The 13666-nt window shown below is 70.9% G+C and carries 14 protein-coding genes; 4 read left to right on the top strand and 10 right to left on the bottom strand.

The features are described from left to right. The first annotated feature begins 115 nt into the window (after positions 1 to 115). Positions 116 to 358 carry a hypothetical protein gene (locus AB0927_RS20045; RefSeq protein WP_366668972.1) on the top strand — a complete coding sequence of 81 codons (243 nt, stop codon included), beginning with the start codon at positions 116 to 118 and terminating at the stop codon, positions 356 to 358. Between the two features lie 111 nt (positions 359 to 469). On the opposite strand, the gene AB0927_RS20040 is transcribed toward AB0927_RS20045, so the two are convergent. From AB0927_RS20040 to AB0927_RS19995, 10 genes are all read right to left on the bottom strand, one after another. Further along, complete coding sequence (locus tag AB0927_RS20040) at positions 470 to 796, bottom strand: hypothetical protein (RefSeq protein ID WP_366668971.1); 327 nt, start codon at positions 794 to 796, stop codon at positions 470 to 472. Positions 797 to 950: 154 nt separating this feature from the next. Beyond that, positions 951 to 1940, bottom strand: coding sequence for an FAD-binding protein (locus AB0927_RS20035; RefSeq protein WP_366669019.1), 990 nt, complete (start codon positions 1938 to 1940; stop codon positions 951 to 953). Continuing rightward, positions 1912 to 2160, bottom strand: coding sequence for an FAD-binding protein (locus AB0927_RS20030; protein ID WP_366668970.1), 249 nt, complete (start codon positions 2158 to 2160; stop codon positions 1912 to 1914). The genes AB0927_RS20035 and AB0927_RS20030 overlap by 29 nt, the downstream gene beginning before the upstream one ends. Then, positions 2157 to 2399 (bottom strand): lipoyl domain-containing protein, encoded by a 243-nt coding sequence (locus tag AB0927_RS20025; protein WP_366668969.1) that lies wholly within the window; start codon positions 2397 to 2399, stop codon positions 2157 to 2159. Before AB0927_RS20025 ends, AB0927_RS20030 begins: the two co-directional genes overlap by 4 nt. After that, entirely contained in the window at positions 2392 to 3387 is a 996-nt protein-coding gene (locus AB0927_RS20020; protein ID WP_366668967.1) for an alpha-ketoacid dehydrogenase subunit beta, read from the bottom strand. Before AB0927_RS20020 ends, AB0927_RS20025 begins: the two co-directional genes overlap by 8 nt. Further along, positions 3380 to 4384 (bottom strand): thiamine pyrophosphate-dependent dehydrogenase E1 component subunit alpha, encoded by a 1005-nt coding sequence (locus tag AB0927_RS20015; protein ID WP_366668966.1) that lies wholly within the window; start codon positions 4382 to 4384, stop codon positions 3380 to 3382. Before AB0927_RS20015 ends, AB0927_RS20020 begins: the two co-directional genes overlap by 8 nt. Continuing rightward, positions 4381 to 4770, bottom strand: a complete 390-nt coding sequence (locus AB0927_RS20010; protein ID WP_366668965.1) for a 2Fe-2S iron-sulfur cluster-binding protein — start codon at positions 4768 to 4770, stop codon at positions 4381 to 4383. Before AB0927_RS20010 ends, AB0927_RS20015 begins: the two co-directional genes overlap by 4 nt. 31 nt (positions 4771 to 4801) lie before the next feature. Further along, on the bottom strand, positions 4802 to 6193 hold the full coding sequence (locus AB0927_RS20005) for an aromatic ring-hydroxylating dioxygenase subunit alpha (RefSeq protein WP_366668964.1): 1392 nt from the start codon (positions 6191 to 6193) through the stop codon (positions 4802 to 4804). A gap of 53 nt (positions 6194 to 6246) precedes the next feature. Next, a complete protein-coding gene (locus tag AB0927_RS20000; protein WP_366668963.1) occupies positions 6247 to 6525 on the bottom strand; it encodes a hypothetical protein in 279 nt (92 codons plus the stop codon). 107 nt (positions 6526 to 6632) lie between these two features. Next, entirely contained in the window at positions 6633 to 6923 is a 291-nt protein-coding gene (locus tag AB0927_RS19995; protein WP_366669018.1) for a ferredoxin, read from the bottom strand. A gap of 1373 nt (positions 6924 to 8296) precedes the next feature. Here AB0927_RS19995 and AB0927_RS19990 point away from each other — a divergent pair. The 3 genes from AB0927_RS19990 (at position 8297) to AB0927_RS19980 (ending at position 13615) form a co-directional block, all read left to right on the top strand. Then, positions 8297 to 9114, top strand: a protein-coding gene (locus AB0927_RS19990) for an IS5 family transposase (protein WP_366668962.1) whose coding sequence is annotated in 2 segments (ribosomal slippage) — positions 8297 to 8648 and positions 8648 to 9114 — 819 coding nt in all. Because the reading frame shifts where the segments join, the coding sequence is not laid out codon by codon here. A 1050-nt stretch (positions 9115 to 10164) separates the two neighbouring features. Then, on the top strand, positions 10165 to 11544 hold the full coding sequence (locus tag AB0927_RS19985; protein WP_366668961.1) for an MFS transporter: 1380 nt from the start codon (positions 10165 to 10167) through the stop codon (positions 11542 to 11544). Positions 11545 to 11662: 118 nt separating this feature from the next. Next, positions 11663 to 13615, top strand: coding sequence for a GAF domain-containing protein (locus tag AB0927_RS19980; RefSeq protein WP_366668960.1), 1953 nt, complete (start codon positions 11663 to 11665; stop codon positions 13613 to 13615). Positions 13616 to 13666: the final 51 nt, after the last annotated feature.

Below are 13666 nucleotides of genomic sequence, written 5' to 3'. Positions count from 1 at the left end.
GATCTCGCCGATCTGTACCGGTGCCGACCCCTCACCGACGCGGGCGTGCCCCTGGGCGCTGCCCTCCGACGCCTCCTACGGGCCGCTCGACCCGTAGGCCGTCGGCGCGGCCGCCGTGCGCCGCACGACACCGCGCGGGCGCGTCCTCGGGCCGGAAGAGCGGATCAGCCCCGCCGCCGCCCTGGGCGCCCTTCTGGCGTCGCTCGACGATCCCGGCGGAGCGCCCCGACGGGCCCGGGTCGGCGCCGTCGCCGATCTGGTGCTGCCGCACACCGGTCGGGCCGACGTCCTCTCCGACCCGACGGCCGAGGCGGTCCGGGCGACGCTCCTGGGCGTCGCGGCGGCTGCGGCCGGCTGACGGGACGCTCAGGGCAGCTCGCGCCGGATCGCGTCGACGACGGCTTCGTCGACGAGCACGGCGGTGGCGGCGGGCCCTCGGCGCGGTGCGTCGGGGGCATCGAGGTGTCGGCTACGCGCAGGCCACGGACTCCGTGGACGCGGCCGAACTGGTCCCCAGCGGCGTGCCGGGGGTCGTACGCAGGCTCCCTCGGGACGGTTCGGCAGGTTGGTGGGCCGTGCCGAGGTTCGACCTGTCGTCGAGTGACGCGTCGGCACCGAAGACGTCGGGGCCCGGGTCCGCCGGTCCCGAAGTCGGTGCGGTGAGCGGCGGGTGGCGGCGGTGCGCGTCGCCCGGAAGCCGGACGGCGTCGAGCACGCCGGCCGTCGGTACTCCCGCCTCACCGCCGATGGTGCCGTCGCCGCGCTGATCCAGACCGGGGCGCTGCTGGCCCGGCACTGGTGGCCGGTCACGGCCGTCGGCTGCCTCGTCCCGCGCCAAGTACGCCGGGCGGCCGCCGTCGCGGCGGTCGCGGACGTGGCTCTGGAGTACCGCGGCGCGAACGCCGGGATGGACCCGGTCCGCTACGGTCCGGCCGCCTGCACGATCTTGCCTACGGCGCCGGGATGTGGTTCTCCGCGGCCAAGGAGCGTTCGGTGACGGCGTTGAGCCCTCGGCTGCCGACAAGGAACGCGAACGGCTCCCCCAGGGCCCGGTCAGAGTGACGGTGCGGGCGGGCCAGGTCGGCGTCGTAGGCGAAGACCACCGCCTGCACCAGGTCGCGTGCGCCGAGGAACCTGCCCGTGAAGCCGGGGTAGGTCACCGCTTCGCCGACGGCGAGGACCCGTACCGCGTGGTGTTGACGCCGAACTGGGGCGACGGGCCAGGCAGCCGCCACGCCTCGTCGAGGAGGTCGGTGGCGGCGCCGAGCCCGACGGCGGCCTCGATCGCGTCGCCGGTGTCGCCGGGGTTGGCGAAGGACCACTCCCCCGTGACCCTGCTCCCCGCCGTACCGTTCCCGCAGGGCCTCGCTGTGGGCGAAGCCGCCGGCCGCCACGACCACGCCCCTGCGGGCCGCGACGAGCAGCCGCTTCCCGTCCTTCACCACCTCGCCCCCGGTGACCCACCCGTCCTCGACGACGAACCCGGCGAAGGCCGCGCCGGTCCACATCGGCACACCCCGGTCGACGCCGGCCTTGACCAACTGGGCGACCAGAGCGGTGCCGTTGGTGAGCAGCTTGCGTCCGGTGACCTTCGCGAGGATGGTGCGCGCCTGCACCCGGGCGGCGATGAGGAACGAGCGCACCGAGCGGTTGAAGATCCGCACGACCAGGCCGATCCCCGCCGCCATGCCGGGCTGCACCTTGGCCGTCCACGGCCACAGCGCGCGGCCGTCGTACGGCGGCGGCTCCATCGAGCGGCCGGCCTCGTTGCCGCCGGGGCGGTCCGAGTAGTAGTCGGCGTGCCCCGGGCAGCGCACCAGCCGTACGCCGAGCCGGAGCAGGAGGCGGGTCATCGCGGAGTCCTCGGAGATGAACGCCCTGCGCCGCTCCACGGTCGAGGCCGGGCCGACGTCACCGACCGTGGACTCGAAGTAGCGCAGGCCCTCCTCCTCGGCGTCCGCCAGTCGTCCCGCTGCATGAGGGGGTGTTCGGGATCCAGACGGCTCCGCCGGACATCGCGGTCGAACCGCCGGGCAGTTCGCGCTTCTCCAGGACCAGGGCGTCGCCGCCGGCGTCCCGCGCGGCGAGCGCCGCCCCCAGGCGGCCATCGCCGCTGCCGACGGAGACGACATCGTAGGAACGATCCCAGCGTGTGCTCATGTCTCTATGCAGCCGATCTCGGTTCCCACCGGGTAGGTCTCGTTCGGCTCGACGTCACCGTGCCTGAGCACGCCCGAGGCGACGGCTTCGACGTCGACGTCCGTCTTGTCGATCCCCACCGTGTAGATCGTCTCGCCCTCCTGCACGCCGGCGCCGTCGGCGGCCAGCCACTCGATGAAGACGGCTTCCTCGGCGCTCATCGCGACCTTGGGGATCGTCACCGGCACTCGATCAGACACGCACTGCTCCCATGGTTTTGCGGGCCGCTGCGACAATGTCTTCGGTGCTGAGCGTCACGGCGGCCTCGGACGCTCGGGAGGGGATGGGGGTGAATTTGCCACCGACCCGCTGGACGGGTTCGGCCAGTTCTCGGAAGAGCTTCTGCGAGATCTGCGCGGCGACCTCGGCGCCCGGCCCCGCCACCGTGACAGCGGTGTGGGCGACGACGGCGCGCCGGGTCCTGGCGACCGAGGCGAGGACCGTCTCCATGTCGAGCGGCAACAGCGTCCGCAGGTCCACGACCTCGGCGTCGACGCCCTCCTTCGCGAGGATGTCCGCCGCGGCCAGCGTCTGTCCGGTCGCCAGCCCGTAGGTGACGATTGTGACGTCCTTGCCCGGCCGTTTGACGTCGGCCTTGCCGATCGGGACGCGGAACCCGTCGCCCGCCGGCACCGGGCCCTTGGTTCCGTACAGGCGTGACGCCTCCATGAACAGGACGGGGTCCGGGTCGAAGATCGACGACAGCAGCAGGCCCTTGGCGTCGGCCGGGGTGCTCGGGTAGACGACCTTCAGTCCCGGCACGTGCATGAACCACGCCTCCAGGGACTGGGAGTGCGTGCCGCCCGACCCGGTGCCGGCGAAGACCGAGGTGCGGACGGTGATCGGGCAGGTGGTGCGGCCGCCGGACATGTAGCGCAGCTTGGCGGCGTGGTTCACGATCTGGTCCATCGCGATGCCGATGAAGTCCATGATCATGATCTCGGCCACCGGCAGGTGGCCCTCCATGGCGGCGCCGACCGCCGCGCCGATGATCGCGGCCTCGGAGATCGGGGTGTTCATGACCCGGTCGGTGCCGTGGGCGGTGGCGAGTCCGCGGGTGACCGCGTTGACGCCGGCCGCCGGGTCGGCGAGGTCCTCGCCGAGCAGGAACACCCCGGGGTCGGTGCGCAGGGCCTCGTCGAGCGCCTGGTTGACGGCCTCGCGGATGCTCAGGTTCTGATCAGTCATGGGTGACCACCAATCCGTCGGCATAGACGTCCAGTTGGATCTCGTCGCGGTCCGGCGGCGGTGCGGCCACGACCGTGCGTACGGCCTCGTCGACCGCCCGCTCGGCCGCCGCCTTGATCTCGTCGAGCTCGGCCTGGTCGAAGCCGTGCTCCAGCAGGGTGCGCGGGAAGGTGACCATCGGGTCGTGCGCGCGCATCCGCGCCATCTGTTCCTTGGGGATGTACTTGCTCGCGTCGCCCGCGTAGTGGCCTTCGAACCGGAAGGTGACGGCCTCGACGAGGGTCGGTCCGCCGCCGGCGCGGGCCCGGTCGACCGCTTCCGCGATCGCCCGGTAGGTCGCGACGGGGTCGTTGCCGTCCACTGTCACGCCGGGCATGCCGACGCCCTTCGCACGGTCGGCGACGTGCGGGACGGCCATGGTCTCCTCGACCGGCGTCATCTCCGCGTACAGGTTGTTCTGGCAGAGGAAGACCACGGGCAGCTGCCAGGTCGCGGCGAGGTTCACGCCCTCGTGGAAGGAGCCGGTGTTCGTGGCGCCGTCGCCGAACGTCACCACGGTGACGCGGTCGGAGCCCTGCTTCTTCGCGGCGAGCGCCAGTCCGACGGCGACCGGCACTCCGGAGCCCACGATGCCGGTCGTCATCATCACGCCGTGCGCGGGGGCGGAGATGTGCATGGTTCCGCCCTTGCCCTTGGAGGCACCGACGGAGGTGCCCAGCACCTCGCCGATGATCTCGGTCAGCGGCACGCCCTTGGCCACGTGGTCGTGCAGGCCCCGGTAGGTGGTGATGAGGCGGTCGTCGGTGCGCAGGGCCAGGCCCAGCGCGGCGGGGATGGCCTCCTGCCCGCGCGAGGGCCAGATCACGGTGGCGAACTCGCCGCGTTTGATGCCGTTGAGCAGGCGCGTGTCGAGTGCCGCCGCCGTGCACATCGTCTCGTAGAGGGTGGTGAGACGGCGCTTGGTCAGCTCGGCCGCTCCGGTCTCGGTCACTGTCATGTCACTCTTCCTGGGTCGACCGGGGCGTCGAATGCCCCGGGCTCGGCGGGAGGCGGTCCGTCGGAGGCGGCCGCGGCGGGGCGGAATCCCGCCTTCTCCAGGACGAGGCCATCGCCCTTGCAGCGGAGCCGGCAGGCCAGCCGCACCAAGGGGTTGGTGCGCAGCCTCGGGCTCATCCGCTGCCGGGTGGCGTCCAGCTCGTCCTGTTCGGCCGGCAACGCGCACAGCTCACCGCCGACGATCTTGGTGAAGCAGGTCATGCAGTCGGCCTGACCCCAGCACTGCGTCGGCCAGACGTGGCCCTGGCGCCACGCTGCCTCGGCCACCGCCTCGCTTTCGCCGACCTCCAGCTCGGTGTCCGAGGGCAGGATCTTGACCCGGGGCATGGAGCGTCTCCCTTTCGTCGGGCAGGCCGGTTCAGGAGCCGGCCGCGAGCCTGCGGTCCAGTTCCTGATGCATGTTGGCGATGGTGACCTCCCACTTCTCGGAGAGGCGGATCTCGGTGAGCGACCGGTTCCTGATGCCGCGCTGCATCCGCTCCAGGTTGGCGAAGTCCTGCCGCGGGATGAGCCCCCAGTGGTCGGCGTCGTCCTTGTCGAAGCGGCCGGACAGCTCCAGTCGCCCCCGGTCCTCGCCCTCGGGGTAGGTGGTCAGCGACCACACCTCGAACCGGCACCAGTCGGGGTCGTCGTTGTGGGGCCGTACCCGGTAGCACAGGGCGTTGGCGTACATCGGCAGCATCAGGTAGTTGGGGAACAGATGGATGTCGCCGCCCCACAGCTTCAGGACCTCCGGGGTGCGTTCCGGGGCGGGGATACCCGCTCCCGCCCAGAACTCGTAGAGCGCGTCGATCGCCTTGGCCACGTAGGCCGGGTCGGAGGTGTCCATGCCGCCCGCGACGCTCTCGAAGACGGTGATGTCGCGCTCCAGCGTCATCGCGTCCTGGCCGGACCAGTTGAGCTTGGCGGCCTGGAGGAAGTCGGGCTTGCCGCCGTAGCCCTCCTTGGCGTCGCCGCTCTGGAACCTGCCGTGGCCGTTGACGAAGGGGGTGTAGACGGTGTTCTGGCGGTTGACCTCGCTGTCGGCGGCGTCCTTGTAGGTGTAGAGCTGCGGGTGGGTCTGCTTGACGTGCCACCCCTCGAAGAACGCCTCCTGCGCGAGCTTCCAGTTGCAGTTGAGGACGGTCTCCTTCCACCACTTGGCCCGCATCCGCTGGACGCCGCCGCGCTGGAGGATGTGGGCGGCGGGGAACAGGGCTTCGAGCAGCGGTGGGGCGTCGGCGTCCATGTTGATCCAGACGTGGCCGCCCCAGGTCTCGCACCTGGCCTCGCGCAGCGCGATGTCCTCGGGGCGCACGGTCTCCTCGTCGAAGCCCTCACGGCCGAAGACATGGGAGATCGAGCCGTCGATCTTCCACCGCCAGCCGTGGAACGGGCACACGATCTGGCCGCCGGGGAAGCGTCCGCAGCCTCGGCCCAGCTCGGTCGCCCGATGGCGGCAGGCGTTGTGCAGCGCCTTCACCGAGCCGTCCTGCTGCCGGACGATCAGCAGTGACTGGCCGACGATCTCGTACTCGACGAAGTCGCCGGGGTGGGGGATCTCCTCCTCCCGCGCGGCCATCTGCCAGACGCGCGGCCAGAGCTTCTCCTTCTCCAGGTCGAAGAACTCGCGGGAGTAGTACCGCTCGGCCGGCACCCGAAGCCAGCCGTCCATGGGGAAGGGGACCTTGGAGTTGACGTCGGCGCCGTTCGGGCCCGGTGCCAGGGCCGCCTCGATGTCGACGGCCTGCCGGGGATCGGTCAGAGTCATCGCCGATCACTCTCCTTTCGTTCGGGGGGGACCGCCTCCAGGGGCGGGCGTGCTCACTCGCCCAGCCGGACCTGATCCGGCGTGCGCTCGCCCAGGGCGGTCGCGAGGCGCGTGGACCACTCCTGCCGCGCTAGCGGCCCTTCGAGGGCTATGAGGCGCTGCTCCAACTCGGCGACGATCTCCAGGAGGCCGAACACCGCTTTGCGGAGGACCAGTTCGTCGGTGGAGTGGATCCTGCGGGCATCGATGTCCGCCAGCTTTTTCGCCAGCGCCGCGGCGAGGGGCGCGTCCTGGTGGAGGTGCAGGCCCCTGATGGTGTCGACGGTGAACATGGGCGTCCTCGGTCTCCGGGACAAGTGGGAGGGACGGGCGGACCGCCTGGGCAATGGGACCTAATATTTGCTCCCATCGTTGGGGCTCAAGCTAGCCCCTGATCTTGTTATGGGACAAGAGTGCTGCGCGCATTACGGCAGCCGTCACGGCCGTCCTCGGCTCCGCCCAGGGCGGGGCCTGCCGCAGGTGCGGAGCGTGCCGCGCGGGCGACGCCTGGCCCTCCGCCCGCCTGCAGCGGGACGAGCTCCTCCAGGTCGACGATCGCGTGGGCGGGGCAGTCGAACAGCGCCCGCCGGACCGCCGGTTCGTCCCCGGGGGCGATCTCGCCGCCTCCGACGAGCGAGGGGTAGCCCCAGTCGTCCATCGAGAAGATGTCCGGGGCGTGCAACGCGCAGATGCCGGATGCGGTCGGTGGTGTTCTCCGCGTGGGAGCGGCGGGTGCTGTTGCCCCACACCGCGCAGTGCGGCGGGTCGACGGTGAGCTTGTCGCCGGTCATGACGGTGCGGTAGCGGAACAGCAGGCGGACCGCGCTCTGGGCGACTTCGCGGCTGGCCTCGCTCGGCAGCACAGTGTGCAGGTGGGTCGCGACGTCGGCGCCGCAGACGTAACCGTCCCATCAGCGGTCGGCCGTCGCGCTGGCCGTCAGCTTCGCATCCGCCGGCGGTGTCGTGGCGGTGGACTCCCTGAACCCGAACACCTGCCCCCACAACCACACGCCCGCGAGTAAGCCTGCAATCATCCAACCGCTCATCCGCTTGGCGCTCCTGGGCTTCGGATTGCGACGAATGTGCCCGCGCACCCAATGGAACCCGGCTGGCACCTTCGACATGTTTCCCCCCGTCGGTGGGCTGCGAAGCGCGGCTCATCCCAACAAAAGGATGTAACAGTGGGCACTGACAGCAGCTGATGGGCCATCACGGCGCTACGCCCCGGTCGAGTCGCCATCAGGCCAGGAGGGCCCACACCGCCAGGCCAATCACGGGGCAGCGAGCCTAAGGCAGCTCAGCTGGGCGAACACCCTTCTCGGCTCCCAAGCGGTTCACCATGGCCCTCTCCGCCAGCCCTCACGCGGCGCGTGACTGTCCGTCTATCACCTGCGGAAACGGCCCCCGGCGACGCCAAGCCGAGCTCTGCCGACGAATGGCGAAAAGCAGCGGAAGCGCACTCACAGCCATAGTGCGCCGGAGCCGCCCCTTCGAACCACGGTTCTGCGAGCATGACCCGGGGGGCACGGGCTCGGGAGGCACTGATCAACCCACCGCCGCGATGACTCGGCCAACCGAGCCCCATGGAACGAATTCTCAGCGCGGTGCCGCCCAGGTCGATCAGGGACAGCGCCACGGTTGTAGCGCCGCACCGAGGAAACCGCCGCTGGTCCCCACCGGCGCCGAATCAGCCTTGGTGCAGCCCGGTCAGGACAGTCTTTTGCGGCCCGTCGTCGCCTCTCGAAGCAGTGCCGAGGCCGTCATCGTCGGACAAGCGCAACATGCGAGCAGCGCTCATCACCACGAACCTTGGAACCAAGATCCGGACCATACCCGGACCAGCCGTCCACAGCTCGTCGCGATCGGAGCTATTTTAGCTGGTCAAACTGCATCTGAGCCGTGTACCACCAGCAGACGAAGAACCTGCTGGGCGCTCCGCTCATGTGGCTGAGTATGACTGCTTGGCACCACGAAATTCCCAGCACCCCTGCCTCACGGCCTTAGAGGTCCTAACAGAAGTTGTTGATCAAGTGACCGTCGGCTTGTCGGCTCGTTGGTCGGGGCGTGGGGAAGCGTCAGTCGCGGCCGTGGATCGTGTCGGACGAACTGTGGTCGCTCATCGAGCCGTTGCTCCCGGAGCCGGCGCCGAAGCTGGTCTCGGGCCGTCCGCGTGTGCCGGATCGTCAGGCGTTGTGCGGGATCCTGTTCGTGCTGCACACCGGGATCCAGTGGGAGTACCTGCCCCAGGAACTGGGCTTCGGCTCGGGCATGACCTGCTGGCGCCGCCTGGCGGAGTGGAACGCGGCTGGCGTGTGGGACCAGTTACATATGGTGCTGCTGAAGAAGCTGCGGTCGGCGAAGAAGCTCGACTGGTCGAGGGCGGTGATCGACTCCTCCCACGTCAGGGCGGCCCGACGGGGCCCAAAAGCGGTCCCAGCCCGGTCGACCGAGCGCGTCCGGGCAGCAAGCACCACGTCCTCACCGATGGACAGGGCATCCCGCTCGCGGTGTCGCTGACCGGCGGCAACCGCAACGATGTCACCCAGCTGCTGCCGCTGCTGGACAAGGTTCCGGCTGTCGGCGGCCTCGTCGGCCGACCACGGCGGCGGCCGGACATGCTGTTCGCGGACCGCGGCTACGACCACGACAAGTACCGGCGGCTGCTCCGGCAGCGCGGCATCCGTCCCGCGATCGCCGCACGTGGCCAGCCTCACGGTTCTGGCCTGGGCATCTTCCGTTGGGTGGTCGAGAGGACGATCGCCTGGCTGCACGGCTTCCGTCGCCTACGCATCCGCTGGGAACGACGCGACGACATCCACGAAGCTTTCCTCGGTCTCGCCACCTGCCTGATCACCTACCGCCACGTCCAACGCCTTTGTTAGGACCTCTAAGCCATCAGACCGCCCGAGCAACGACGCAACACACCTGACACCTCATCAGAACGAGCGTCAAATGAGCGTCATGATACCGCCCGTAACGCCCACACCGCACATAATGCGCACGCACAAAACCGCAGATCAGGAGCCCTTCGCGGCCGGTTCGAGGATCGCGACGCACTCCACATGATGCGTCATCGGAAAAACGTCAACGCGAGTTCCGGATTCCACCTGCATGGACGGCGAACAGAGCAGTGGTGCCCATGACGGACCGCGGCCAGTCGAACGGTTGGACCACCGCACGCATGCAGCCGTCCTTCTTGTTCTTGAACGCTGTACCGGCCTTTGCAGCACGCACAAATGGCCTGCCGTACGGCGGCGGGACGGTCGGCCCGGTGCCGAAGTTAGCGTGACCTGGCTGTTGAAATGGGCAGGGCCCGGGCAGCGAGCGCACCCTCCGCACCATACTGGCCGAGTATGGGCCGTTCGGCCGTCCTGAGCAAGGCCGTCGCTCCGATCGACGGGACCACCGAGCCCCTCTACGGATCTCCGGACTGGGCGGTCAGCACGCCCGAGACCGAGACCAACAGCAGCCAGCCGCTCGCCAGCGTCGTCAACCAGCCCCTGGACCGCCAACCGAAGCCCGGTCCGGCACCTGCGCTCTCGCGAACGGTACGCCACCCGTTCCCAGGACCGGCCATGCCCTCTCCCGCGCCCAGCGGAGGCGGTACAACGGTTCTTGGTTCAACGCAGCGTAGTCAGCACCAAGTCAGCACGGGACGGGTGAAGACGGGTGCTGACATGAGCTTTCAGTCAGCACCGAACCAGCACGGGAGTCAGCACCGCAACGTCAAATCACCCTCAACTACGCGCACCGGACAGCCCGGTCTCGACCACTCCCGAGCCCCTGAATCCCCCCTCCCCCGACCCGGCATGGTGGCCGCACGCATACCCGTCCCCCGAACTATGGTGTCCCACCATATGTGCCCCTGACCTGCGGCTTCCTACCGTGTGCCGACACGTACCCGCCCCACCGCACACGAGGAAGTGGCGCACATGGCCTCCGGAACCACCGCTCCCCCAGCCCCCGCCGGTCTCCCCAGGATCGTCGCCGCCAGTCTCATCGGGACCACCATCGAGTGGTACGACTACTTCCTGTACGGTTCGGCCGCCGCGCTGGTCTTCGGTCGTGTGTTCTTTCCCGAGACGGATCCGCTGACCGGCACCCTGCTGTCGTTCCTCACCTATGCCATCGGCTTCGCCGCCCGGCCGATCGGCGCCGTGGTCTTCGGGCACTACGGCGACCGCCTCGGGCGCAAGAAGCTCCTGGTCATCAGCCTGCTGATGATGGGACTTTCGACCGCCCTGATCGGCTGTGTCCCCGGGTACGGCACGATCGGTGTCGCGGCTCCCCTGCTGCTGACCACCCTGCGCCTGATCCAGGGCTTCGCCCTCGGCGGCGAGTGGGGCGGTGCCGTGCTGCTGGTCTCCGAGCACGGTGACGCGAAGAGGCGCGGTTTCTGGGCCTCCTGGCCGCAGGGCGGCGCACCGGCCGGCAACCTGATCGCCGTCGGAGTGCTCTCCTTGATGACCACCGTGCTCAGCGACGACGCGTTCAACTCCTGGGGCTGGCGGGTGCCGTTCCTGCTCTCCGCCGTGCTGGTCATGGTCGGACTGTGGATCCGGCTGTCGGTCGACGAGTCCCCGCTGTTCAAGCAGGCGCTGGCCCAGGCCGAGCGGCGCAAGGCGGAACAGCGGGCCGAGCGGCCGCCGTTCGTCGCGGTCCTGCGCGACCACTGGCGGGACATCCTGGTCGCGATGGGCGCGCGGATGGCCGAGAACATCTCCTACTACGTGATCACCGCCTTCGTCCTCACCTACTGCGTCGAGCACCTCAAGATCGACAAGCAGACCTCGCTGAACGCGGTGCTGATCGGCTCCGCCGTGCAGTTCTGTCTGATCCCGCTGTTCGGCGCGCTGTCCGACCGCGTCGGGCGCAAGCCCGTGTACTTGGTGGGCGCGGTCGGTGTGGGTCTGTGGTCGTGGGCCTTCTTCGCGCTGCTCGACACCCGGTCGTTCCCCGCGCTGGTCCTCGCCGTCACCGTCGGACTGGTCTTCCACAGCGCCATGTACGCGCCCCAGGCGGCGTTCTTCTCCGAGTTGTTCGCGACCCGGATGCGCTACACTGGCGCGTCCATCGGGGCCCAGCTGTCCTCGGTGGCGGCCGGCGCCCCGGCTCCGCTGATCGCCACCGCGCTGCTGAGCTCCTACGGCAACTCCACCCCGATCTCGCTGTACGTCGCCCTGGCCGCCCTGATCACCGTGATCGCCGTCGTCGCCGCACGTGAGACGCGCGGCCGGGACCTGGCCGCCATCGAACCGGGCGGCGCGGCGGCCGAGCCCGCCGCGGACCAGCAGGCGGCCGCGTCCGCCTGACGGTCCGGCACCGCTCCCGGCCGAGGAGGGTCAGGGTCCGCCCCCGCCGGGGCGGGGCCTGACGTTCCTCGGCCGTCCCCGATCCCCGTCCCGCCGAGTCCGCAACGGTTGTCCGCCCATGCCGCACAGACCCGTCTCCGTCGCCCCCCATCTGCGCCGGCTGCTCGAACTCCTCGCCGCGGGCGCCCCCGCCGAAGACCTCGGCGCCGTCGCCGTCGAGGCCCGGCGCAGCGGTGCCGGCGCCCAGGACCTCGCGGAGGTCGAGCAGGCCGCCGAAGCGGCGCTGCGCGTGCAGAGCACGCTCCGGCAGCACCGGCGCCGGGAGGCCGAGCTGACCGCGCTCTTCGACACCGCGGGCGACCTGGCGTCCCTGCGCGACCTCGACGCCGTGCTGCGCTCCATCGTCCGGCGGGCCCGGATGCTCCTCGGCACCGACACGGCCTACCTCACGCTGCCCGACGAGGAAGCCGGGGACACCTACATGCGGGTCACCGACGGCTCGGTGTCCGAGCTGTTCCAGAACCTGCGGCTGCAACTGGGCGAGGGCCTCGGCGGTCTGGTCGCGCAGACCGCCCGTCCGTACGCCTCGCCGGACTACCGCACGGACGAACGCTTCCTGCACACCGGGAGCATCGACGCCGGGGTCCTCGACGAGGGGCTGGTCGCGATCCTCGGGGTGCCGCTGCTGCTGGGGTCGGGGAGCGGCGGCCAGGTCATCGGCGCGCTCTTCGCCGCGGACCGCACGCCCCGCACCTTCGCTCCGGACGAGGTCGCCCTGCTGTGCTCGCTGGCCGACCACGCCGCCATCGCCATCGACACGGCCAAGTCCATGGCGGACGCGCGGGTCGCGCTGGCCGAACTGGCCGAGGCGAACGCCGTGATCCGGGAGCACTCGGCGGCCATGCAGCGTGCCGCGGAGTCCCATGACCGGCTCACCGACCTGGTGCTGCGGGGCAAGGACGTGTCGGACGTGGCCGCCGCCGTGGCCGGTCTGCTGAAGGGGGACGTCGCGGTCCACGACGGCTCGGGACGGCCGCTCACCGCGGTCGGCGAGCACGGCGGCGCCTTCACCGGGGGCGCGCGGGACACCGGCACCCCCGAGGACGCGGCGGCGCTGGTCGCCGCGGCGGAAAGCTCACGCGCCGCCGCCCACGCGGTCTTCCGGGACGGGCGCTGGGTCTGTGCCGTGCTGGCCGGGCACGAACTGCTGGGCTGTCTGGTCCTGTACGGGCGGCCGCGGCTCGACGACCCCGAGCGGCGGCTGTTCGAGCGGAGCAGCGTCGTCACCTCCCTGCTGCTCCTGCTGCGGCGCTCGGTCGCGGAGACCGAGAACCGCGTGCGCGGCGACCTGATCACCGATCTGCTCACCGCGCCCGACCGCGACCCGGCCGGTCTGGTGGCCCGCGGCCGCCGTCTGGGCATCGACCTCGACCGGCCCCACACCCTGCTCGTCGCCCGGACCGGTGACGTGGCCCGCAACCGGCTCGCCGACGCCGCCGTGCAGTACCTGTTCGGGTGCGGCGGCGTGAGCGCCGAGCACGAGGACGCCGTGGTGCTGCTGGTCCCGTGCGACGGCACCGGTCCGGGCGAGGCGGCGCGCGCCGCCGCCGGGCAGCTCGGCCAGCTCACCGGCGCCCCGGTCACGGTGGCGGGCGCGGGACCGGCGGCCGGACCACGGGCCGTCGCCGACGCGCACGCCGAGGGTCTGCGCTGCCTGCGGGCCCTGCATGTGCTCGGCCGCGCCGGGCAGGGGGCGAGCGTCGCCGAACTCGGCTTCCTCGGCGTGCTGTTGGGCGACAACCACGATGTGGGCGGCTTCGTCGCCGTCGCCCTGGGACCGCTGCTGGAGTACGACGCGCAACGCGGCACCCAACTGGTGCGCACGCTGCGCGCCTACTTCGACTGCGGCGGCAGCCTGACCCGGGCCAAGGAAGAGCTGCACGTCCATGTGAACACGGTGGTGCAGCGCCTGGACCGCGTCCAGGCGCTGCTCGGCCCCGACTGGAACACCCCCGAGCGGGCCCTCGAACTCCAACTCGCCCTGCGGCTGCACCTTTTGTCGGAAGCCTGACGCCGAGCGGGCGCGCGCGAGGAACGGCCGCGCCGCCCGCCCGGCCCCGCG

The organism is Streptomyces sp. NPDC048106 (genome assembly GCF_040706415.1).
Classification (GTDB): domain Bacteria; phylum Actinomycetota; class Actinomycetes; order Streptomycetales; family Streptomycetaceae; genus Streptomyces.
Note: the sequence above shows the minus strand (reverse complement) of the source record. Positions and strands in the feature narration are given on the sequence as shown.